The 23,416-nt window shown below is 65.6% G+C and carries 20 protein-coding genes; 5 read left to right on the forward strand and 15 right to left on the reverse strand.

Going from position 1 to position 23,416, the window contains the following annotated elements:
• Positions 1-105 precede the first annotated feature (105 nt).
• The gene (gene chrA / locus ACPVPU_RS13330; RefSeq protein ID WP_448658440.1) at positions 106-1,302 is read right to left on the reverse strand and encodes a chromate efflux transporter; all 1,197 of its coding nucleotides are present in this window, start codon (positions 1,300-1,302) and stop codon (positions 106-108) included.
• Between the two features lie 267 nt (positions 1,303-1,569).
• On the opposite strand from chrA, the gene ACPVPU_RS13335 reads away from it, so the two are divergent.
• Positions 1,570-2,541, forward strand: coding sequence for a 3-keto-disaccharide hydrolase (locus tag ACPVPU_RS13335; protein WP_448658441.1), 972 nt, complete (start codon positions 1,570-1,572; stop codon positions 2,539-2,541).
• 6 nt (positions 2,542-2,547) lie between these two features.
• Here the strand turns inward: ACPVPU_RS13335 and ACPVPU_RS13340 are convergent, their stop codons facing one another.
• From ACPVPU_RS13340 to ACPVPU_RS13380, 9 genes are all read right to left on the reverse strand, one after another.
• Entirely contained in the window at positions 2,548-3,477 is a 930-nt protein-coding gene (locus ACPVPU_RS13340) for an electron transfer flavoprotein subunit alpha/FixB family protein (protein ID WP_448658443.1), read from the reverse strand.
• On the reverse strand, positions 3,474-4,241 hold the full coding sequence (locus tag ACPVPU_RS13345) for an electron transfer flavoprotein subunit beta/FixA family protein (protein ID WP_448658444.1): 768 nt from the start codon (positions 4,239-4,241) through the stop codon (positions 3,474-3,476). Before ACPVPU_RS13345 ends, ACPVPU_RS13340 begins: the two co-directional genes overlap by 4 nt.
• A 29-nt stretch (positions 4,242-4,270) precedes the next feature.
• A complete protein-coding gene (locus ACPVPU_RS13350) occupies positions 4,271-5,362 on the reverse strand; it encodes an NAD-dependent epimerase/dehydratase family protein (RefSeq protein WP_448658445.1) in 1,092 nt (363 codons plus the stop codon).
• Positions 5,359-6,066: a fumarylacetoacetate hydrolase family protein gene (locus tag ACPVPU_RS13355; RefSeq protein ID WP_448658447.1), complete on the reverse strand. Its 708-nt coding sequence runs from the start codon at positions 6,064-6,066 to the stop codon at positions 5,359-5,361. The genes ACPVPU_RS13350 and ACPVPU_RS13355 overlap by 4 nt, the downstream gene beginning before the upstream one ends.
• Before the next feature lie 60 nt (positions 6,067-6,126).
• Positions 6,127-8,505, reverse strand: a complete 2,379-nt coding sequence (locus ACPVPU_RS13360) for a TonB-dependent receptor (protein WP_448658448.1) — start codon at positions 8,503-8,505, stop codon at positions 6,127-6,129.
• Positions 8,506-8,659: 154 nt separating this feature from the next.
• Positions 8,660-9,220, reverse strand: coding sequence for a TetR/AcrR family transcriptional regulator (locus tag ACPVPU_RS13365; protein ID WP_448658449.1), 561 nt, complete (start codon positions 9,218-9,220; stop codon positions 8,660-8,662).
• A gap of 137 nt (positions 9,221-9,357) precedes the next feature.
• Positions 9,358-11,052 (reverse strand): FAD-dependent oxidoreductase, encoded by a 1,695-nt coding sequence (locus ACPVPU_RS13370; RefSeq protein ID WP_448658450.1) that lies wholly within the window; start codon positions 11,050-11,052, stop codon positions 9,358-9,360.
• Complete coding sequence (locus ACPVPU_RS13375) at positions 11,049-11,447, reverse strand: cupin domain-containing protein (RefSeq protein ID WP_448658451.1); 399 nt, start codon at positions 11,445-11,447, stop codon at positions 11,049-11,051. The genes ACPVPU_RS13370 and ACPVPU_RS13375 overlap by 4 nt, the downstream gene beginning before the upstream one ends.
• Before the next feature lie 16 nt (positions 11,448-11,463).
• Entirely contained in the window at positions 11,464-12,330 is an 867-nt protein-coding gene (locus tag ACPVPU_RS13380) for a hypothetical protein (RefSeq protein WP_448658452.1), read from the reverse strand.
• A 69-nt stretch (positions 12,331-12,399) separates the two neighbouring features.
• Here ACPVPU_RS13380 and ACPVPU_RS13385 point away from each other — a divergent pair, with 69 nt between their 5' ends.
• Complete coding sequence (locus tag ACPVPU_RS13385) at positions 12,400-12,726, forward strand: NIPSNAP family protein (RefSeq protein ID WP_448658453.1); 327 nt, start codon at positions 12,400-12,402, stop codon at positions 12,724-12,726.
• On the opposite strand, the gene ACPVPU_RS13390 is transcribed toward ACPVPU_RS13385, so the two are convergent.
• From ACPVPU_RS13390 to ACPVPU_RS13400, 3 genes are all read right to left on the reverse strand, one after another.
• Positions 12,699-15,044: a membrane-bound PQQ-dependent dehydrogenase, glucose/quinate/shikimate family gene (locus tag ACPVPU_RS13390; protein WP_448658454.1), complete on the reverse strand. Its 2,346-nt coding sequence runs from the start codon at positions 15,042-15,044 to the stop codon at positions 12,699-12,701. The two genes, ACPVPU_RS13385 and ACPVPU_RS13390, sit on opposite strands and share 28 nt — an antisense overlap.
• 5 nt (positions 15,045-15,049) lie before the next feature.
• Entirely contained in the window at positions 15,050-16,642 is a 1,593-nt protein-coding gene (locus ACPVPU_RS13395) for a class I adenylate-forming enzyme family protein (RefSeq protein ID WP_448658455.1), read from the reverse strand.
• 86 nt (positions 16,643-16,728) lie between these two features.
• Positions 16,729-17,637, reverse strand: coding sequence for an SDR family NAD(P)-dependent oxidoreductase (locus tag ACPVPU_RS13400; protein WP_448658457.1), 909 nt, complete (start codon positions 17,635-17,637; stop codon positions 16,729-16,731).
• 96 nt (positions 17,638-17,733) lie between these two features.
• Here ACPVPU_RS13400 and ACPVPU_RS13405 point away from each other — a divergent pair, with 96 nt between their 5' ends.
• Together ACPVPU_RS13405 and ACPVPU_RS13410 are read left to right on the forward strand one after the other, a co-directional pair.
• Positions 17,734-19,548, forward strand: coding sequence for an acyl-CoA dehydrogenase (locus ACPVPU_RS13405; RefSeq protein WP_448658458.1), 1,815 nt, complete (start codon positions 17,734-17,736; stop codon positions 19,546-19,548).
• The gene (locus tag ACPVPU_RS13410; RefSeq protein WP_448658459.1) at positions 19,539-20,390 is read left to right on the forward strand and encodes a MaoC/PaaZ C-terminal domain-containing protein; all 852 of its coding nucleotides are present in this window, start codon (positions 19,539-19,541) and stop codon (positions 20,388-20,390) included. The genes ACPVPU_RS13405 and ACPVPU_RS13410 overlap by 10 nt, the downstream gene beginning before the upstream one ends.
• 187 nt (positions 20,391-20,577) lie before the next feature.
• Here ACPVPU_RS13410 and ACPVPU_RS13415 read toward each other — a convergent pair whose 3' ends face one another.
• Entirely contained in the window at positions 20,578-20,976 is a 399-nt protein-coding gene (locus tag ACPVPU_RS13415; protein WP_448658460.1) for a Zn-ribbon domain-containing OB-fold protein, read from the reverse strand.
• 4 nt (positions 20,977-20,980) lie between these two features.
• Complete coding sequence (locus ACPVPU_RS13420; protein WP_448658461.1) at positions 20,981-22,141, reverse strand: thiolase domain-containing protein; 1,161 nt, start codon at positions 22,139-22,141, stop codon at positions 20,981-20,983.
• Positions 22,142-22,281: 140 nt separating this feature from the next.
• Here ACPVPU_RS13420 and ACPVPU_RS13425 point away from each other — a divergent pair, with 140 nt between their 5' ends.
• Entirely contained in the window at positions 22,282-23,253 is a 972-nt protein-coding gene (locus tag ACPVPU_RS13425; RefSeq protein ID WP_448658462.1) for a cyclase family protein, read from the forward strand.
• The last annotated feature ends 163 nt before the right edge of the window (positions 23,254-23,416 follow it).

Below are 23,416 nucleotides of genomic sequence, written 5' to 3' on the forward strand. Positions count from 1 at the left end.
TCATAGCCGAACGCGTGGCGTGCGACTTGTCGGCAAATGCACGATCACTGTGTAAGCGACGCTGTATCGCTCTGCCCGACCCGAGTGCGGGCCTGCGGACACGCGCTAGCCGATGCCGGCCATGTCCACGCCCCAGCCGATCAGGGCGGCAGCGGCGATCACCAGGGGCGCGACGACCGCCCCCTTCACCCGCCAGACGGCGATGGCCGATGCGATGAGGATCATCGCCGCCGCCACCGGCTGGGCCACGGTACCAAAGGTCTGGATGGCCAAATCGACCAGCGTGGCGGCGATGATGCCCACCACCCCGGCCGCCACGCCGTCGAGCAGGCGATGCAGTGCAGGATTGTCGATCAGCGATTCCAGCCGTTCATAGAGGATCATGGAAAAGGCGAATGCCGGCAGGAACATGCCCGCCGTGATGGCCAGCGCGCCGGGCAGCCCGCCAGCGACATAGCCGGCAAAGGTGGCAAAGATCACCAGCGGCGCGGGCAACACGTTGGCAATCGCCACCCCGTCCAGAAACTGCCCGTCGGTCAGGAATCCCCGTCCCACGGTATCGCTGCGGACATAGGGGATGGCGGTGTATGCGCCGCCGAACGTCAGCAGCCCGCCCTTCAGCCCGGCCACGAACAGTGCGATGATCGTCGCCTGGGTCGCAATGGGCAAGCCATCGGCAACTGGCCCCGCCCCGAAATCCATTCCCCAGCGCCAATAGGCAGCCATCGACAGCGCGGCGATGCTCAGGCGCAGCAGCGTCAGCCGCTCTGTCAGCTGAACGAACAACGCAGCGATCAGCGCCATCCAGAACGGCAGCCCGGCAAGGGTCGCCAGAAAGCCCAGCGCCGCGAGCGCCCATGCCATGCCACCCACCAGGATATGTCCGCCGATCCGTTGCACCGCGCGAGCGATGATCGCCAGAATGGCGATCTGCGCCCCCAGCAATGCGTCGTCGATCCCCGGACGCGTTGCGATCAATTTGGTATAGGCCCAGCCACAAGCCACCATCAGCGCAAATCCGGGCAGCATGAAGCCGAGCCCGGCGACAAGGCCGCCGATGCGACCCTGTTTGACCATGCCCAGATGGACGCAAAGCTCATGCGCCTCCGGCCCGGGCAGCACCTGCATCACCGCGAGCAAGCGATTGAACCGTTCGCGGCTGATCCAGCCTTCCTGTTCCACCAGCGCTTCGCGAACCATGGCGATCTGCGCCACCGGACCGCCAAAGGCCCGACACCCGAACCCAAGAAAGCGCAGGAACAGAGACGGTATGGAATAGTCGACGGGACGTGCATCGGTCATGGCCAACAAAGCTCCTCGCCGCAAATGCGACGTTCAAGGAGCGGAGCTTGGGCACGACGCTGCGCCTTTCCGGGCGTCCGCCTTTGCCCGGTTGGCGGGGCCTAGCATATCGAAGCAAGCGACTTAAGCCGGTTTCGAACGACACCAACCCGCCCACGGCGAAGCTTTGTCGACATTCGCATGCCGTTGAAGGACAGCGATTTTTCGCGTCGTGCCAGGTGCGACAATGCGCTAAGGCCATACCGATAGATCGGGATGGGGGATGCGATGACGGTTTGGAAGATCACGCTGGCGGCGGCCCTGCTGGCAAGCGGTGGCTGTGCCGGGACGCAGACCATGCCGACGGACGCGGGGACCGAGGCCACATCGATCGATCGGGCGCGAGCGGTCAGCGGTGGCATCGCAGCCACGCCGCAGCGCCTTCGCCTGGTCGACCTGCCGACCCCGACTGGCCCTGCCCGCAATCTGTTCAACGGCCGCGACCTGAACAATTGGCAGGGCTGGCTGGGCTATCCTGATCCGGCAGTCACCTATCGCAGCGATCCCGGCGCAGCGCCGATCGGCACCGGGCGCGACATGAGCGGCGATTTTGCGGTGCGGATGGTCGACGGCCAACCGGCGATGTGGGTCAAGGGCGAAACCTGGGGCAGCCTGGTCCACAGCGATGTCCTCAGCAATTATCACCTGCGGATGCAGTTCAAATGGGGCGAGGCGACCTATGCCCCGCGCACCACGCTGCCGCGCAACAACGGCCTGCTCTATCACACCCATGGCCAGCCGGGCACCGTCTGGGGCACCTGGTCGCCATCGATGGAGTTCGAGATCATGGAAGGGTCCACCGGGATGCTGGTGGCGGTGGGAACGGCCCTGCGCGGGCGCACGACCGTCGCCCATGACGCCAGCCTGATCGAGCCGCACCTGCGCTTTCAACTGGGCGGCCGCGAAATCGATCTGGTCAACGGTACCCCGACCTGGAATGTCGAGGCGGCGCGCGATGCCGAATTGCCGCGGGGACAGTGGAACACGCTCGACCTGTATGTCGTCGGCGATCGTGCGGTGCACGTCGTCAACGGCGTTCCGGTCGCGCAGATCGGGGACATGGCGACGATCGCCGCAGACGGATCGCGCCAGCCGCTGACCCAGGGCCGCATCCAGCTTCAGTCCGAGGGCGCGGAAACCTGGTTCCGCAACATCACCGTCGAACCGATCGCCAGCCTGCCCCGCATCCTCGCGGAGTGAGCGGGATCACAGTTTTTCGGTGAGTTCGGGGACGATGGTGAACAGGTCTCCGACCAGTCCGATGTCTGCGACCTGGAAGATGGGGGCGTCCTCGTCCTTGTTGATGGCAATGATGGTCTTGCTGTCCTTCATCCCGGCCAGGTGCTGGATGGCGCCGGAGATGCCGATGGCGAGATAGACCTCCGGTGCCACGATCTTGCCCGTTTGCCCGACCTGATAGTCGTTGGGGACATAGCCTGCATCCACCGCCGCGCGGGACGCGCCGACCGCGGCACCCAGCTTGTCGGCGAGCGGCTCGATCAGCGCCTGGAACTGCTCGCCGGAGCCGAGCGCCCGGCCGCCGGACACGATGATCTTCGCGCTGGTCAGCTCGGGCCGCTCCGACTGGGCAAGCTCGGCGGACACGAAGCTGGACAGGCCCGCATCGCCCGTGGCGGCGGCGGGCACCACCTCGGCCGAGCCGCCGTCCCGCGCCGCCTTGTCGAACGCGGTGCCGCGCACCGTGATCACCTTCTTCGCATCGCTCGACTGGACGGTGGCGATGGCGTTGCCGGCATAGATCGGCCGGGTGAACGTGTCGGCACTCTCCACCGACAGCACGTCGCTGATCTGCATGACGTCCAGCAGGGCTGCGACCCGCGGCGCGATGTTCCGGCCCGTCGTGGTCGCAGGGGCCACGAACGCATCGAACCCGCTCATCAGCCCGGCGATCAGCGGCGCGACATTCTCGGCCAGCGCATGGCCATAGGCCGCGTCATCGGCCAGATGCACCCTGGCAACGCCCGCGATCTTCGCCGCTTCGTCCGCGACCGCAGCACAGCCCTCGCCCGCGACCAACAGATGCACCTCGCCCAGCTTCGACGCGGCAGTGACCGCACTCAGCGTCGCATCCTTCACGACCTGACCGTCATGCTCGACCCATACCAGCACGCTCATGCCGCAACTCCCATCGCCTTCAGCTTCTCGACCAGTTCATCGACGCTCGCCACCTTGATCCCCGCAGTCCGCTTCGGCGGCTCGGCAACGCTCAGCGTGGTCAGCCGCGGGGTCACGTCGACGCCGTAGTCCTCGGGGGTCTTGCTGGCCAAGGGCTTGGACTTGGCCTTCATGATGTTGGGCAGGCTCGCATAGCGCGGCTCGTTGAGGCGCAGGTCCGTGGTCACGATCGCAGGCAGCGTGAGCCGCACCGTCTCCAGCCCGCCATCCACCTCGCGGGTCACGGTGACGGCCCCTGCCCCGGCCTCCGAGCCGGGGTCCACCTCGACCTTGCTGGCGAACGTCCCCTGGCCCCAGCCGGTCAGCGCCGCCAGCATCTGGCCCGTCTGGCCCATGTCGCCGTCGATCGCTTGCTTGCCCAGGATCACCAGACCCGGCTGCTCCTCCTTCACGATCCCGGCCAGGATCTTCGCCACAGCCAGCGGCTCCACCACCGTCTCGCTCAGCACATGGATCGCCCGGTCCGCCCCCATCGCCAGCGCCGTGCGCAGCGTCTCAACGCACTTCGCCTCGCCGATCGAGACCACCACCACCTCGGTCGCCGCACCCCGCTCCCGCAGCCGGATCGCCTCCTCGACCGCAATCTCGCAAAACGGGTTCATGCTCATCTTCACATTCGACAGATCCACACCAGACCCGTCAGCCCGCACCCGAGGCTTCACATTGTAATCAAGCACACGCTTGACCGGTACCAGCACCTTCATCGTCATTTCCCTGGATCAGTCGCCAAATCTCAGTCGATCGGCGGCAGCAACCGGTCGGCGCGCAGCCGGGCGAACCATTTGTCGAACATTTCCTCGGTATCGATCGCGCCGCTGAACCCGGCGCGGCGCAGCTTCACCGTCGAGACGATGGAGTCTTCCCAAGCGACGGTGCGGCCATAGCCGAGCGCGAAATCGGCATATTGGAAGGACGATCCGACGAACTTGTCGATGGCGGGCGCGGTCAGGCCGTGACGCTGGCGGATCGCATCCCATTCGGCGGCGGCGGCGGGCATGGCGGTGCTGAGTTCCATCGCCCGGTCCTCGCCCGGCTCCATCCCCAGCGATTGCGCGAGTGCGGGCCACAAGTTTTTCCACAGGAAGATGTCGCCATTGGTGATGTTGAACACCTCGTTCCGCGCAGTCTCCGCGCCGTGCGACCAGTCGATCGCCTCAGCAATCAGGTCGGCATCGACCGCCTCCAGGATACCCATCGGGCCGCCGGGATAGTGCAGCGGCTCGCCCCGCTCGCGCAGGATCGCGGCATAGACACCGAGCGCCGGGATCAGGTTCATCGGCGCGCCGAGCGAATGTCCGAACACGAATTGCGGGCGCAATACGGTGAAGTGCCAGCCGCGCATTCCGGCCAGTTCGGTCAGATAATCCTGCTGTTCCCAATAGAAATTAGGATGCTCCCGCATTTCCGACCGGTTTTCCCGGGCGGGCAGCACCATCGGGCGGATGTGGACGCCGTATGCCTTGGTGCCCTGAAGCAGGGTCACGTGACGGAGCGCCGCGTGATCGGTGATGCCGATTTCCATCAGGTTGCGGAGCATTTCGGCATTGATGCGAATCTGGTCCTGATCCGACCATCCCGCGACCAGGCTGGGCGCTTCGTAGAGCGCGGCATAGATCAGGTGGGTGACGCCGCTCAGCGTCGCGGACGCCGCCGCGACCGATGCCGGATCGCGCAGGTCGGTGGAGACGAATTCGGCGCCGTGCAGGTGAAAGGGCGGGCGGCGCGAAACGCCGATGACTTCGGTGTCCGGCTGAGCGGCGAAATGCGCGATGCAGGACTGGCCGATCAGGCCCGACGCACCGATGACGGCAATCTTGCGCTTCATTGCTCTCCTCCCCTGGCCGGGGCGATGTCGATCGTGACCGCCCCTATTCCCTCGACCGAACAGACGACCCGGTCGCCAGGCACCAGCGGCCCCACCCCCTCCGGCGTGCCGGTGTAAATGAGGTCGCCGGGCCGCAGCGCCATGCTCTGCGAGATCAGCGACACAATGTCTCGCACGCCCCAGATCATGTCGGCAAGGTCCGCCGACTGGCGCGTCTCGCCATTGACGGACAGGTGGATCGCCCCCGCCTCCGGCACACCCGCCAGGCGGTCCGCAGGCAGGATCGGGCCGCAGGGCGCCGACCGGTCGAACGCCTTGCCCCAGTCCCAGGGGCGGCCCATGTCGCGTGCCTTGAGTTGCAGGTCGCGGCGGGTAAGGTCGATGCCGGCGGCATAGCCGAAGATCACGTCCTGCACCGCGTCGGGCGCGATGTTTTCCGCCGCCGCGCCGATAGCGACGACCAGTTCCGCCTCGTAATGAAAATTGGCGGTTTGCGGCGGATACGGGACGGATGCGCCGTCATCGACCACGGCATCGGCAGGTTTGGTGAAGAAGAAGGGTGGATCCTTGACCGGGTCCATGCCCATTTCGCGCGCATGGGCGGCGTAGTTGCGGCCAACGCAGAAGATGCGGCGGACCGGAAACCGGCGATCGTCCCCGACGACCGCAACCGAGCTGACGGGAAGATCGAACAGCAATGACATGCAGCAGTACACCCCGAAAAAATGCGCCCGAACCTGATGGCCCGGGCGCGAGGAGGAATATCAGAAGTCGTAGTTCAACCGGACGCCGTAAGTGGCGGGCCGTCCGACATAGGCCTTGATCGTATCGAACTGCGGCAGGACGTTGTTGAAGTAATAGCTGTTGGTCAGGTTTTCGCCCCAGAAGGTCAGCCGCCAACCCGCCGCTTCATCGCCGAACCCGGCGCGCAGGCCCAGCAGGTCGTAGGAGGGCAGATCGAGCCGCGGATCTTCGCCGAACACCGCCGATGCGGTCGAACGATAGGACCAGCTGGCACCGGCGAAAAAGCCCAGATTGCCCATATCCCAGTCATACTGGCCATCGAAATCCAGCGACCATTTCGGCGCGAAGCTCAGCACCCCGCCTTCATAATCGGTCAGCACACCATTGACGTCCAGCCCGACATATTCGTCGATACGAGTGTCGAGGTAAGCGGCGGCACCGGTCAACTTCAGGCCGGGCGTCGGGACGATCGTCGTATCGACCTCGAACCCGATGATATGCGATTTCGGGATGTTGATCAGCAGGCTGAGCGGGCCGAATACCTCGTCGAGGAAGGTGCCGCGCAGCTGCTTGTCGGTATAGTCGTAATAGAAGACAGCGGCATTCGCCTGAGCCGTGCGACCGAAACTGGCCTTCACCCCGGCTTCATAGGCAAGCAGCTTTTCCTGGGTCGCCGGTTCGTACTGGCGAAAGCCGGTGGCGGCGACGTTGGGGAAGCTGCCCGATTTATAGCCCTGGCTGGCGGAAACATAGAAGAGCAGGTCGTCGACCGGCTTGTAGTTGAGCGCGGCGCGCCACGACACATTGTCCTCGGCCAGCGTGTTGACGCTGAGGCCCGGGGTCGCGGTGAGGTTGATGTCGCCGCGCGGATCGATGAATGTCGTGCAGTTGCCGTTGCTGAGCAGGCCCGGCTGGAACTGGCTGGCCGGCAGCGGGTCGAGGCCCGCCCCTTCGCGGATCAGCCCGCTGACGAACTGGATGATGGGGCTGAGCGTATTGTCGCCCGTGTCGCCGCTGCATCCCTGAAAATCGACCTTGAAATCGGTGTAGCGAGCGGCGGTGGTCAGCGTCAGCTGGTCCGACAGCTGCCAGTCGATCGAGGCGAATACCGCCTTTGACGTCAGGGTCTGGTCGGTGAAGTTCTCCGCCGACTGCACGCCGGAAATCCGGTTGGAACTGGTCTGTCCGGTGCGATAGGTCTGTTCCGCATAGACGGTGCTATGGGAATAATTGCCGCCGACGACCCAGTCGGCCACCCCCTCGAACGATCCGGTCAGGCGCAATTCCTGCTGGAACGAGTTGATCCGGCCAAAGGTGTTGAAGTCGAAGACGGTGACGGGCGTGCCGTCATATTCGTTGAAGCTCTCGTCCTTGAACCGCGCATAGGCGGTGATCGAGGACAGGGTGACGTCGGGGCTGAGGTCCCAGTCGACGCGGCCCGACGTCTGCCAGAACCAGTTGTCGCGGGCGAAATCCGATCCGGCATCCCAGTCGGCGGCGCGCACATCGCCCTCCGGCGCGATCGGATAGGCGGCAAGATCGGGATTGACCGCCTCTGGAAACACCGGATCGACCTGACGGATCTGGGGTACTTGCGTGTCGCTGCGGTCCAGCCAGCCGCTCATGACCAGCGTGGTGCGCAGGGTGGGCGCCGGTTCCCATTCCAGCGTCAATCGACCGCTCTGCCGGTTGACCTGGCCCGCACCGTCGCCGGGGCGAAGCTGGCTGCGCTGCCAGTCATCGGCATTGTCGGTGCGGACGGCCAGCCGCGCCTTCAGATTGCCGGTGATCGGGCCACTCAGATAGCCTGCGGTTTCCACCGCGTTGAACCGGCCGAAGCCGAAGGTCACGCCGCCCTCGACCGTGTCGGTCGGCTTGGCCGCGATATAGTTGATCGCGCCGCCCGTGGTGTTCTGGCCATACAGGGTTCCCTGCGGCCCCTTCACCACCTCGACCCGCTCCAGATCGAGGGTCGCGCCCAGCGTCATCGCTGGAAAGGGGATCGCCACTTCGTCGACATAGACGCTGACCGTGCTGGTGGCCGACAGGCTGGATTCGTTGAAGCCGATGCCGCGCAGGGTATAGATCGGCGTGTTCAGGCCCGATTCCGCCGCCTGAAAACCGGGCACGACGCGGGCCAGATCACTGACATTGGCGATACCGCGCGTCTGCAGATCCTCGGTACCGAAGGCGGTGATCGAGATGGGAACGTCCTGAAGGCTTTCGGAACGGCGCTGGGCGGTGACGATGATGTCGCCCAGCCCGTCCTGCTCCTCCGCCTGCGTCGACTCTGCGGCCTGCGCCGTGGCATCCTGTGCCTGGGCAGTGCCGATGCCGGCGACCGTCAATGCGGAGATGGCAACGCATTGATGCAGCGAACGGATCACGCTCTTCTTCATGGAAATCCCCTCTCCTGTGCGTGGTCGGCTATCCTGCCGATCCATCGCATATATATGAACGTTCGTTAGTTTATAATGCAAGCGCAATGACGCTGCAATAGACTTACAAACGTTCGTCTAATTTTTCTGTTGGGTCGGAGAGGATTGAAAAGGTTCAGCTTTCCTGCGGGATACCGGCCATGCGATGGATCAGGTCGACAAAGCCCTGGGCGATGGCGTCGCTCTTCATCGGGCCTTTTCGGCTGTACCAGCTGGCGACTCCGTTCATCATCGAGAACGCGGCGCGAGTCATGAACCGGACATCGTCGATGCCGACCCCGTGATGGCGGGCGGCATCCAGCATCGCTTCGCTGAACCGCACTTCATAGGCGCGGCGCATGTCGAGGATCTGGTCCAGATGTTCCGGCTCCAGATTGCGAAGTTCCATATTGCCGATGAACACCGCTTCCTTGTTGATCGCATGGAAATGCACATGGGTGCGAATGAACGCATCCAGCCGCTCGGGCGGGGTGGTTGCGCGGTCGACCGCCGCCTGCACCTCGGCCTGCAATTCGTCCATGATCGACCGTAACAGCAGGAACAGAAACTCCTGCTTGTTGGTGATGTGATTGTAGATCGATCCGGCCTGGATCCCGATATGCTGCGCCAGCATCCTCAGGCTGACATTCTGATAGCCATGCTTTGCAAACAGCGTGATTGCAGCATGGCGCAGCATTTCGCGGGTTTCCCGACCCTTCTCCCGCGACGGGCGATCAGTCGATTTGAAAATGCTGTCGCTTTTCGTTGCGGGCATAAGCTGCATTCAACCTTGTTCTTGCGGAAATCGTCGCAACAGTGCTGCCCCAACCGGGTTCAGTTTTCCAGTCCCGCCGCATCCGCAATGGTCCGGGCGGCGATATAGCCGAACGTCATCGCCGGACCCAGCGTGATGCCGCCGCCGGGATAGGCGCCGCCCATCACGCTGGCGGCATCGTTGCCGGCGGCGTACAGGCCGGGCACGGGCAGTCCGGACCGGTCCAGCACCCGCGCCCGTGCATCGGTCGCCAGTCCGGCAAAGGTGCCAAGATCGCCCATTTCCAACCGGACAGCATAATAGGGCGGATCGTCGAGCGGCGCGACGCAGGGGTTGGGCCGGTGCTCCGGATCGCCAAGATACCGGTTATAGGGTGTCGTGCCCTTGCCGAACTGCGGGTCATGGCCCGATTCGGCCGGTCCGTTGAACTCGGCAAGCGTCAGGTTCAGTACCGACGGATCGCAGCCGATCGCCTTCGCCAGATCGCGCACGGTGCGCCCGCGCTTCAGGTAACCGGAGCGGATCCAGCCGCCAAACGGGATGGGAAAGGGTTTGACGATGCCCAGGCCATAGCGCCGCAGCGCCCGGTGATCGGCGATCAGCCAGGCGTGGACGCCGCCCTGGTGCCGGCACCGCTCCAGCATCGCCTGCCCGAAATCATGATAGCTGTTGGCTTCGTTCACGAACCGCCGACCCTTTGGGTCGACCGCGATGATGCCGGGTTTGTATCGGTCGATCAGGTGGGGAAACACGCCCGGCGGACCATCGCGGCGCGGGACCGACGAGACGGGAATCCAGGCGGCGGCATTAGGTAGATCGTCGGCGACACGCGCACCCGCCAACTCGGCCGCCGAAAGGGTGTCGCCGCGGTTCGTTTCCGGCGCTGGCGACAGATGCGCGCCACCGGCCGCTACATGGGGGAACAGCCGCTGTTGGCGGGCAAGCCCGCGGGGGAACCCGCCGGCCGCCAGGACGACGGCATGGCGGGCGAGCAGTCTCTCTCCGCCATCGGTCAGCACACCGGCGATCCGCCCGTCCCGCTCGATCAGTTCGGCCAGGCCGGTGCCCGTGCGGACCTTCACGCCCAGGTCGAGTGCGCTGGCGAACAGGCGGGCGGCCAGCGCATTGCCGTTGGTCAGCCGCATGGCCCGGCCATGGCGCAGCATTTCCCAGCCATGCAGCGCCAGCCGCCGAGCGACATAGACGGCGCTGGTCAAGGATCGGGTGGCGCGAAAGAAATGCTGCACCTCCTGACTGGCGTTGAACATCATGCCGACAAAGGTGATTTCCTTGAGCGGCGGCCGCAGACGGCGGATGTCGCGGCCCAGTTCGCGCCCGTCCATCGGCGCGGCGACGATCGAGCGTCCCCCTGCAGAAGCACCGGGCCGATCGGCATTGTAATCGGGAAAGCCGGGCTGGGCGACGAAGGCGACGCGGGTTTCGCGCTCGAAAAACTCGACCATTTCAGGCCCGGTCGCCAGAAAGGCATCCACCCGTTCGGCATCAAAGCAGTTGCCCGCCATCGCCTGTATATAGGTCCGGGCCGCCGCCACATCGTCGGTGACGCCTGCCCGCGCCGCGACCGGGTTGCCGGGCAGCCACAGCACCCCGCCCGACCGCGCGGTGGTGCCACCGACCAGATCCGATTTCTCGATGACGAGGACCGACAGGCCGAGCCGCGCGGCCGTGACCGCCGCCGACATGCCCCCCGCCCCCGATCCGACGACGATGACGTCGGCATCCGGCTGGCTCACTTCAGCTCCTGGCCGTCATATTCCCCGCCGATGAAGCGGTTGGGCTTCAGGAAGAAGCTGAGCACCAGCGCGCCGTCCGGCGACCGCGCCAGATGCCGGTTGCCGCGCGGACGCCAGACGAAATCCCCGGCGCGCACCTCACCCTCGTCATCGACGATGCTGCCTTCCAGCACATAGGTCTGCTCGACCTCGACATGCTCGTGCAGCGGTAGGGTGGTGCCCGGCTGCCAGCGGAACAGGGCGGTCAGCAGGCCGGTTTCGGGAAAGGCCATCAGCACCTTCATGTCGATGCCGGGCGTCGGCGTCGGCTTCCACGGCAGCGATGCGACATCGACATAGCGCGATGCGAGCGGGCCGAGGCCGTCCGCGGCCAGTTCGGTTTCGGTGGCGGTCATGGCGACGTCTCCCTCTTCAGCCTTCCAGCATCCGGTGCACGGCGTCGCGCGCGCTCATGCCCGGCACGATGCCCATGGCGGCGGCGGTTTCGTTCACCGCCGAGATGATGCCATGCTCATAGGTACTGGTCGGATCGCCGATCCGCGCGCTGTCGGTGCCGACCGAAGCCGCCGCGATCCCGTCCGGGTCCAGCATCGCCAGCCCCTCGATCCCCAGATCGTCCAGACCGCGCCCGGCATCGTTGCAGATCAGCCCCTTTGGCCGGATGCGAAGCGCATAGAGGGCCATCAGTCGCGCACCGTGCGAGGCGACGCAGAACACGTCGTCGGGCGTCGATTCGCCAACGCGGGAGAAGGACCAGCAGGAAAAGATGCGCCCCCCATTCGGCGCGCGGTGGACGATCCGTGTTTCCTCGTCGACCAGCGCATCGACATCGGCGGGCGCACCGTCCGGTCCGTTGGCAAGCATCACCCGTGCAGCCTCCAGCCCGGTCATGCCCGGCACGACGCCGATGGCGGTGGCTGCGGCATTGGCGCGCGATACTCGCCCGGTCAGCAGCGAATCGCCATCGGACAACCGCGCCTCCATGGTGGCGATGGCGGCGGCGGGCACGCCGAACCGGTCGGACAGCGGCAGGCCGGCGATGCCCGCCTCGTCCATGCCCGGCCCGCCTTCATGCGCGATCCAGCCGCGCGCACCGCGCCGAAGCGGAATTGCCCCCGTCGGCGCTCCGGCAAACGATGCGCCCAGCAGCACGTCGCTCCGCCATTCCCCCTCGTCGAAAGAGGTCAGCGAATTGCCGACGACGATACGGCCGCGTCCGGCCTGGCTTTCAAGGATATAGGGGTGAAGGTCGCTGTCGCTGACCATGGTTGCTGCCATTGCATCCTCCGTTTATACGAACGTATGTTTGTATAAAAACAGTTTGCCTGTCAATCACGGAGCGGATGCATGATCGTCGAGGAACGCACCTATCGCCTGTCGCCCGTCCATTCTCTCGCCGACTATATGGAGCCGTATGAACGGATCGGCCTGCCGGTGCAGCGGGCGATCCTGGGCGGGCTGATCGGTGCCTATACGGTCGAGGTGGGCGGGCTGCACAGCCTCGTCCATCTCTGGGCCTATCCTTCGTTCGAGGAGCGGCAGGCGCGACGCGCCCGGCTGGCGGCGGACCCACGCTGGCAGGAATGCCTGGCGATCATCCGCCCGATGATCGCCAGCATGGACAGCCGGTTGCTGGTGCCGACCAGCTATTCGCCGCCGCCCGGCAGCGCATAAGCAATCAGATAGTCGCCCTTGACCGGCGACCGACGTGCCCCGCCCGCTGAAACGACGACATATTGGCGGCCCGATTTAGGCGAGATATAAGTCATCGGCGTCGCCTGCGATCCGACCGGCAGGCGACCGCGCCACAATTCGCGCCCGTCGCTGACCGACAGGGCGCGCAGATAGAAGTCCTGCGTGCCCGCAAAGAAGATCAGGCCCGATCCCGTCGTCACCGAACCGCCGATCGACGGCATACCGATAGGCACGTCCAGCCCGGTGGCAATGCCCAGCGGCCCGGTGTCGCGCAGCGTGCCCAGCGGCCTTTGCCAGACGACCTTCCGCGTCTTGAGGTCGATGGCGGTCATCGTGCCATAGGGTGGTTCCTGGCACGGCACGGCGAGCGGCGAGACGAAGCTTTCGCGATTGATCGCATAGGGCGCACCGGTCTGCGGTCCGATGCCGTCATGGTCGCCCTGGCGCGGGGTCACCCGGTCCACCTCTGCCTGAGGAACCAGTTTCAACAGGATGCCCATGCGCAGATCGTTGACGATCAGCGTATCGTTCGCCTTGTTGATCGCGGCGCTGCCCCAGTTCATGCCGCCATAATATCCGGGAAATTGCAGCGTCCATTCGCGGGTGGTGATGGGCGTGAACAGCCCCTGGTACCGCGCCTGGCGAAAGGCGAGGCGACAGGCGAGCTGATCGAGCGGGGTTGCGCCCCACATGTCCCCTTCGGTCAGCGTCCGGTTGCCGATCTGCGGCATGGCGAGCGAGCGCGGCTGGACGGGCGAGAGCGTCTCTCCAGCCTGAGCGTCCTGCGGCACCGGCTGCATCGTCACCGGGGCGACGGGCTGGCCCGTCCGCCGGTCGAGCATGAAGATGTCGCCCTGTTTCGTCACCTGCACCAGAACGGGGATCGTCCCGCCCCTGCCGTCGGGCAGGTCGTGCAGCACCGGCTGGGCGGGCACGTCATAATCCCACAGGTCGTGAATGACGGTGCGATAGACCCAGCGCGGGCGGCCATCGGCGATGTTCAGCGCGACCACGGCGGCGGAATATTTCTCGGCCGCCTCGGTCCGGTCCGCGCCCCAGAAGTCCGGCGTCTGGTTGCCCATCGGCAGATAGACCAGGCCGAGTGCCGCATCGAAACTGGGCACGGACCACATGTTCGGCGTGCCGGGGGTATAGATCTGCCCTTCCGGCGGGGCGCCGATCCGGTCGGGCGCGCCCATGTCCCACGCCCAGGCGAGTTCGCCGGTGCGGACATCGTACGCGCGCACCACGCCCGACGGTTCGTTCACCTCCTGATTGTCGAACACCCAGGCGCCGACGATGGCGATGTCGCCGATGACGGTCGGGCCGGACGAGGGGATCAGATAGCCGGGCTTGAGCGGCCCCATCTGAACGGAGAGGTCGACCGTACCGTCCGTGCCGAACCCGGCACAGGGGCGACCATTGGCGGCATCGAGCGCGATCAGGCGATTGTCGATGGTGGTCAGCAGGATGCGGCGTTGGCACTGGCCAGCGGGATCGCCCGCCGGCAAAGGCTCTGCCGCCTCATGATAGCCAAGGCTGCGGCAGCGACGCCACAGCGGCGGCGGCACCGGCTTGGGATCGAACGACCATCGTACCGCGCCGCTATCGGCATCCAGCGCATAAACCCGGTTGTTGCGGGTGCAGGCATAGAGCGTGTCGCCAACCTGAAGCGGGGTATTCTGATCCTCCGACAACAGTTCGCCCGCGCCGCTGTCGCCGGTGCGGAACGTCCAGGCGACCTTCAGCCCGGAAACATTGTCGGGCGTGATCTGGCCCGCCGGGGCATAGCGGCTGCCATCGCCGGTGCGGCCATAATGGCGCCAGTCGCCGGGCGCGGTGGTCGCGGTCGTGAACCGGGCGGAGTCGGCCGGGCGGATGCCCCCATGTTCCCAGAACATCGCACCGAACAATGCCGCCGCCCCCACCCCGCCGATCAACAAGGTGGCACCGGCGCCTGCCCGGCTCCGGTTCGGCAGGGCCAGCGCCGCCAGCCCGCCCAGCGCCAGCAGCACCAGCGGCGCGAACATCCGGGCGAACAACGCCCAGAAATCCCATCCCCCTTCCCAGATCGCCCAGGGGAGGGTCAGCGTCACCACCGCCGCCAGCACGGATAATCCGGCATATCGGCGCATCAGGAACAGGAGCGCCGCGACCAGCAATCCGATACCGGCCAGCAGATAATAGGCCGAACCGCCCGCCCCGATCAGAAGCGCCCCGCCCCATGCCAGCAGGCCGCCGACGACGAGCAGCAACAGGCCGAACAGCACGACAGGCACCAAACGCAACTTCGACATGGGACTCAGGCCTCCGCCCGTTCGATCAGGGTATCGCGCAGCTCGCGCTTCAACAGCTTGCCGTTGGAATTGCGCGGCAATGGATCATGGCCGATCGTCCACCCCTCCGGGCATTTGTAATCGGACAATCGCTCGCGCGCGAACTGCGCCATGATTTCCGCATCGGCTGCAGCATCGGCTTTCAGGCAGACAAAGGCATGCGCCCGTTCGCCAAGCACCGAATCGGGACGGCCGACCACCGCGACTTCGGCCACCGCCGGATGTTCGGCCAGTGCGGCCTCCACCTCGGCGCTGTAGATCTTGTATCCGCCGCGATTGACCACGTCCTTCTTGCGGTCGTGCAGGCGGATCAGGCCATCCGCGCCCATCGTCACCACATCGCCCGACCGCCAGTACCCGCCGACAAAGGCCGCACGGGTCGCATCGGGGTTGTTCCAGTAACCGCGCGCGACCATCGGCCCGGCGACCCAGAGTTCGCCCGGCGTCCCCGGCGGCACTTCCCGGCCATCCTCGTCCACCACCCGTACATCGGCACAGGGCAACGGCGCCCCGACCGCATCGGGATTGTCCGGCGTCAGGGCAGCGGGCAACAGCGCAACGGGCGAAGCCGTCTCCGTCGCGCCATAGCCGTTGGACAGGCTGAGTGCCGGCAACCGCTCGCGCAGCTCGGCGATGAAAGCCGCCGGCATTGGCGCGCCGCCGAACGACCCCAGCCGCCAGGACGACAGGTCGTGCAGGGCCAGCGCATCGTTCATCAGGCACAATTTATATTGCGCTGGCACCATGAAGGCATGGTCGATCCGGTGCCTGGCCGCTTCCTCGATAAAGGTCGCCGCCCGGAACGGCGGCATCAGCACGACCGCCCCGCCAAGCCGGAAAAAAGTCAGAAACTCGGTGATCAGCCCGGTCACATTGCAACCCGGAATCGCCAGCAAGGTGCGGCTTCCGCGGGGCAGGCCCCAGCTCCCCTCGAAATGCAGCACCGAATGGATGATGTTGACATGGGCCAGCATCACGCCCTTCGGCGCGCCGGTCGTGCCACTGGTGTAGAGGATGGCGGCCAGCGCCTCCTCGTCGGCCGCATGCGGGGGCAGCACCGGGCGCGGGCCATTGTCGATCCAGGCTGCCATATCCTCGGCCAGCACGACGCGGCGCAGGTCGGGCAGTTCGTCCGAAGCAGGCAGCTTGTCCGCCATCGCCGCTTCGCTCAGCAGCAGGACAGCGCCCGAATGGTCGAGCAGATAGGTCGCCTCCTTGGTGCTCAGCCGGGTGTCCATCGGCACCAGCACCGCGCCCAGCCGCCAACAGGCGAGAAACCAGACCGGATATTCGGGCCGATTGGACAGCCAGGTCGCCAGCCGGTCCCCGCGCCTGACCCCTTCCGCCGACAACCGCTGTGCCAGCGCCTCGGCCCGCGCGATCAGTTGGGCATATTCCAGCCGCCCGTCATCGCCCCAGAGCAGCGCCGGCGCATCCGGCGCATCGGCGGCGCTTTCGGCCGCCATCGCCCAGACATCCGCCGGGCGATCCGCAAAGCACCGCACCAGCCGTTCGCCGAACAACAGTTCGTGGCGCAGTGCCGGATCATTCCTCTCCATCGTCCCCGTCCCCTCTTCGCTTTGCGTTTTTCGGAGGCTCTGTCTTTTGCGACCCGAAACGACCTTCGGGCTATTCCGTCATCGGTTCAATCCGCAGTCGCCGCAGCCTTCATCGTGCGTTCGGCGACATAGGCGACCTCATCCCCCGCGCTGTCGAACAGCACCGGATTGCTGAGGTCGCCGATCCGGTCCCATGCGCCCAGCACCTCTTCCGGGGTGACGGCATCCGCGGTGAACTGGACTCCCGGCGCGCTGACGATGCGGACCTTGGCATAATGACCGGCTGCGGCGGACAGGATGGTGCCGCTTTCGGCAAAGCCCTCGCTCGCCAGCACGGCCATGCCGGCCGAGGCGAAGGCAGGGTCGAACCGGGCAAGCATTTCGGGCGTCATCGTCGCCTCGGTCATTGCCGTTGCCGCCATCGGGGCAAGAGCGTTGACCAGGATGTTATATTTGCGGCCCTCGATCTTCAGCACGTTCATCAGGCCGATCAGCCCGGCCTTGGCCGCGCCGTAATTGGCCTGGCCGAAATTGCCGTACAGCCCGGTGTTCGAAAGGGTCATGACGATGCGGCCATATCCGGCCTGCTGCATCACTGGCCAGGCGGCGCGGCTGCAATAGGCGGAACCGAGCAAGTGGACGCCGACGACCAGGTCGAAATCGGCCATCTCGCTCTTGGCAAAGCTCCTGTCGCGCAGGATGCCGGCATTATTCACGAGGACGTGGAGGCCGCCGAACGTTTCGACCGCCTGATCCACCAGCCGCTGCGCGCCATCGACCAATGCGACCGATTCGTGATTGGCCGCCGCCTGGCCGCCCGCCGCGACGATCTCTTCGACCACCGCATCGGCCAGCCAGTCGCCGGACGCGGTCTTGCCCGGATCGTTCACGATCACTTTCGCACCCCGGCCCGCAAGCATCAGTGCATGCGCACGGCCCAGCCCGCTGCCCGCCCCGGTCACGATCGCCGTCCGGTCGTCAAAACGGATCGCCACGCCAACTCTCCTCTCTTGCAAACTAACGTTCGTTTGTTTAAGTCCGTTGCAACGGCCCCGTCAAGAGCCGTCGACGGATTTCAAAGGGAGCAGGTCATGGCGGCGCAGACGCCCACTTCACCGATCAGCCGCGACGATTTCAATTTTCAGCTTTTCGAGGTGCTGCCGACCATCGGTCTGGCGGATCGCCCACTATTCGCTGACCATGACCGTTCGACGCTGGACGCGACGCTCGATCTGGCGGAGCGTGTGGCCGTCGATCATTTCCTGCCCGGCTATCGCAAGAGCGACCTCAACGAACCCTATGTCGAGGACGGGAAGGTCGTGCTGGTCCCCGAAATCGGCGAGGCGATCCGCGCCTTTACCGAGGCCGGGTTCATGTCGGCCCATCTGCCCTATGAAGAGGGCGGGCAACAGCTGCCCTGGACGGTGCTGCAAAGCTGCTATGCGATGTTCCAAGGGTGCAACATCGGCGCGACCATCTATTATTTCCTGACCGTGTCCGCCGCCAATGTGCTGCGCGCACACGGGTCTCAGGAACAAAAGGAACTCTATATGCGCCCGATGCTGGAGGGGCGCTTCCATGGCACCATGTGCCTGTCGGAACCGCACGCCGGATCCAGCCTGGCGGACCTGCGCACCCGCGCCATTCCCAATGGCGACGGCAGCTATCGCATTCAGGGCACCAAGATGTGGATTTCCGGCGGCGAGCATGAACTGGGCGAGAATATCGTCCACCTCGTCCTCGCCCGGATCGACGGTGCCCCGGCCGGCACGCGCGGCATTTCGCTGTTCGTCGTGCCCAAGCGCCGCCTGAACAGCGACGGGTCGGTGGGCGAGGACAACAATATCAGTCTGGTCGGCCTGAACCACAAAATGGGCTACCGGGCCGCGACCAATACGGTGCTGAACTTCGGCGAGAATGGCGACTGCATAGGCTATCTGGTGGGCGAGCCGCATCGCGGCCTGGCGCCGATGTTCCTGATGATGAACGAGGCGCGGATCTCGGTCGGCGCGGGCGCGACCATGCTCGGCTATGCCGGCTATCGCTACAGCCTCGACTATGCGCGCGAGCGGCTGCAGGGTCGGCTGCCGGAGGACAAGGATCCAGCGACGCCGCCGGTGCCCCTGACCGAACATGCCGATGTCCGCAGGATGCTTCTGATGCAGAAGACCTTCGTCGAAGGGGCGCTCGCGCTGTGCCTTTACGCCGCCTATCTGGTGGATGAGGAACAGACCGCGCCGGAGGAAGAGGCACGCGAGGTCGCCCGCCGCCTGCTTGCCATCCTGACCCCGGTGGTCAAGAGCTGGCCATCCGAATTCTGCCTGGAAGCCAACAAGCAGGCGATGCAGGTGCTGGGCGGCTATGGCTACACGCTCGATTATCCGGTGGAGCAATATTACCGCGACAACCGGCTGAACCTGATTCACGAGGGCACCAACGGCATTCAGGCGATCGACCTGATCGGCCGCAAATTGTCGGCGGAGGGGGGTGCCTATTGGTCCGAACTGACCGGTGCAATCCGCTCGACCCTGGCCGAAGCGCATGGCCATGCCGCGCTGACCGACCATGCCGATGCGCTGGAAGCCACGCTTTCCCATGCGGAGCGCACCGTGGCCGCCGTGCTGGCCGCCACTGCCGACTTGCCGAGCCTGCGCATCGCCAATGCCACCGCATTCCAGGACGCGCTGGGCCATATCTGCATCGGCTGGATGTGGCTGCGCCAGTCGATCGTGGCGCTCAACGCGCTGGACCAGAGGCCGGGCGCCGAGGCAAAGCGTTTCTACGAGGGGAAGCTGGCGGCGACGCGATTCTTCTTCGCCTATGAACTGGGCCGGGTCGGCCCGTGGCTCGACATTGTCGAGCGGCTCGACCGGACCCTGCTGGATGTGGATCCCGCATGCCTTTGACCCTGGAGGCGCTGGCCTCGCCGTTTCCCGAGCGCACCTTCACCTATGATGCCGAACGCACCCGGCTTTATGCGTTGGGCATCGGGCTGGGCCAGACGGGCGCCGTCGCCGATCTGCCCTATCTGATCGGACCATCGCCCCGCGTCGTCCCATCCATGGCGACCGTGGTGGCGTGGGACGACAGCTGGATCGACCGGCTCGGCCTGGATGCCACCCGCATCGTGCACGGCGAACAGCGGATTACCCTGCACCGCCCCCTGCCGCCGGCCGCCAGCATCCGGTCCACCGTCCGCATCGTCGAGGCAGTGGACAAGGGGCCGGGCAAGGGCGCGCTGCTCTATGTGGAGACCGTACTTCACGAGGACGGGGTGGCTGATCCGCTGGCGACCCTGCTCTCGACTGTGTTCGCCCGCGGCGATGGTGGCTTTGGCGGGCCTGCCAAGGGCGGGCCTTCGCCGCATGTCATCCCTGAACGGCCATGCGACCTTCAGCGCCGCTGGCAGGTCGCGCCCAACCAGGCCCATCTCTATCGCCTGTCCGGCGATTACAATCAGCTGCACGTCGATCCCGACTTTGCCGGCGCGGCCGGGTTTCCCGCGCCGATCCTGCATGGCCTGTGCAGCTATGGCATGGCCCTGCGCGCGGTGATCGGCGAGGCGGTGGGTGATAAGCCGGAGCGGGTCGCCCATGTCGCGGGTCGGTTCACTGCCCCCATCTTCATGGGCGAAACGCTTGAGGCGCGCATCTGGATGGACGGCGACACGCTGTCGTTCCAGCTCGTCGTGGTCGAGCGCGACGTGGTGGCGATCGACCAGGGCCTGGTGCAACTTAGAACCGACTAAGCCCTCCCCCCGATCGTTCCATAGCGTGATGACGTTAGACAAACTCGTTTCGTCATTGCGAGCGCAGCGAAGCAATCCAGGGGCGGCGATGGATTGCTTCGCTGCGCTCGCAATGACGTGGATGTGATCCTGATCCCGGAAAATACCGGACCGGCTCAGCACGAGCGGATCGAGGTTAGGCGGTGCCCTAATCGACCACCCGGAACACCGGCACCTTCGGCCCATCCCCCTCGGTCGGGGCGAAATCCACCGTTACGCGCTGGCCGATGCGGATGGCGTCGAAATCGGTGCCGACGATATGGCTCAGCATCGTCACCCCTTCATCCAGCGTCACATAGGCGATAGCATAGGGCACGGGCGCGCGGCGCATCACGCTGAACGAATAGATCGTGCCCGTCCCCGCCGCCTCGCGCCAGTCGAGCTGGTCGGAATGGCAGAAGGGACAGATGGCGCGCGGATAATGGTGCAGCTCGCCACAGGCATTGCAGGTACGCACGGCGAGTTTCCCCTCGCCCGCCGCCGCCCAGTAATGGGCAACCTCGGCACTGATCGCGGGGGCGGGAAGTGTTGGCAAAGCATCGGTCATCGGATCATTCCCTTTCCAGGATCAGCGTGCCGCTGGCGTTGCGGCTGCCCAGCCAGCCGCCCATGCCCTGAGCCAGCGCCAGGTCGCAGTTCGGCACCTGCACCGCAGGATGCGCTTCGCCCCGCAGCTGGCGGACGGCCTCCAGGATCTTGGTCATGCCGCCGCGATTATTGGGATGGTTGCTGCACAGGCCGCCGCCATCGGTGTTGAACGGCAGCTTGCCGACGCCGGAGATCAGGTTCCCATCGGCGACAAAGCGCCCGCCCCCGCCAGGCTCGCAAAAGCCCAGATCCTCCAGCTGCTGCACCACGGTGATGGTGAAGCTGTCGTAGATGGAGGCATATTTGATGTCGGCCGGGGTTACCCCCGCCTGTTCGAACGCGATCCGCCCCGCCTCCCGCGCCGAGCTGTAGGTCAGGTCGATGCGCCCGCCGTTCAGGTGTTTCACCGCCTCGCCAGCGCCGCGAATGGCGATCAGCGGGCGGTTCAGCGACCTGGCGATATCGGGCGAAACGACGACAATCGCGCCGCCGCCGTCGCTGACCACGCAGCAATCCAGCCGGTGGAGTGGATCGGCGATCATCGGCGATTCGACGACCTCCTCCACCGTCACGACGTTCTTCAGCATGGCGTGCGGATTGTGCTGGGCGTGGTGCGATGCCGCGACCTTGACCCAGGCGAGCTGTTCGCTGGTCAGGCCATATTCGTGCATGTGCCGCTGGGCGACCATCGCATACTGGTTCAGCACCATCGATCCGTATGGATGCTCGAAGGCGAGTTCCGGCACGTTGAAATCGGGCTTGGGATCGGCCCCCGCCCCCGCCGCGCGGGGACGCCCCGCCAGCACGACGATGGCGACGTTGCATTTGCCCGCCGCAATCGCTTCTGCCGCATGGGCGACATGCATCTGATAGGCCGAACCACCCGGATCGGTATTGTCCATGAACGTCAGGCGCAGGCCCAGATATTCGGCGATGGACAGCACGCCCAACCCCGGCATTTCGGCGTCGCACAGGAACCCGTCGACCGCATGATGATCAAGGCCTGCATCGGCCAATGCCCAGCGGACGACATCCGCAACGATCTGGGCAGTGGACAGGTCGGTCGCCTTGCGGACCGGATGCTCGGATATGCCGGCGATGTACGCCTTTGGATGGGCGCTCAAATCCCCTCTCCCCAAATCAGTTATTGATACGAACGTTTGTTTGTATAAAGTGGGGATATCGAATTGGTCAATGCTGGATTGCGACGGCGAAACGCCGCATGATCCGGCCAAACAGACCGATAGGGAGAGGAACCGGAACCATGTGCGATACCCATGCCCCCGCCACGCCCAGCGCCAAGGCCCTGCTGGCCGGCCTGCCCACCAACTGGGGCCGCTGGGGCGCCGAGGACGAGGTGGGTGCGCTGAACTTTCTGGACGCGGCTCAGGTGCTGCGCGGGGTTTCGGCGGTGCGCTCGGGCAAGACCTTCACGCTGCAAATCCCGATGGGCCATGAAAAGGGCGATCCGGTCTGGCCGGGCCGCAAACAGGCCCACCGCGTCAACGTGCTGGACAAGGGCGATTTCCTGTCGGGCAAGATGCCCGAAATCCCCGGCGGCACCGAATATTCGGACGACATGATGATCCTGTATCTGCAGGGATCGACCCAGTATGACGCGCTGGGCCATGTCTGGCATGACGACCAGCTATACAATGGATACGATGCGCGCTCGACGATCGGCGCGATGGCCAAGGCGAGCGTGCTGCCGCTGGCCGAACGCGGCATCGCAGGTCGCGCGGTACTGGTCGATATTGCCCGGCATCGCGGCAAGCCCTGGCTGGAGCGCGGCGAGGCGTTCGGGCTGGACGACATCCTGGCCGCCGCCGAGTCGCAGGGCGTCACCATCGAAAAGCGCGACATCCTGATCCTGCGCACCGGCTGGATCGGATCCTATTATCAGCGCGACGCCGCCGAGTTTTACGACAATTACGCCGAACCGGGCCTGTGTTTCAGCCGCGAGCTGGTCGAATGGTTCCACACGATGGAAATTCCCAATCTGGTGACAGACACCATCGCCAACGAACTGGCGATCCACCCCGAATCCGGCGTGTCCTTTGCCATGCACCATTCGCTGATGCGCAACCTGGGCGTGACCTTTACCGAAATCGCTCAGCTCGATCCGCTGGCGGACGACTGTGCCGGGGATGGCCAGTGGACGTTCCTCTATGTCGCCGCGCCGCTAAAGGTTGTCGGCGGCACGGGCGCTCCGGTAAATCCGGTGGTGCTGAAATAGGGCGGGCATCCCCGGTGCGTGCGCCCTCCCCCGCCCTGATCGCCTGGACGGCCGCACGTCTCGGGCGCCCGTCCGGCGGCTCCCGGTGGCAAGCGCCCGCCCCGGTGCCGCCTGAACGGCCGCTGCCGCAGTCCGTCTGGACGCTGCTGATCCCGCACTGACC

The sequence above is a fragment of the Sphingomonas paludis genome (assembly GCF_053502515.1).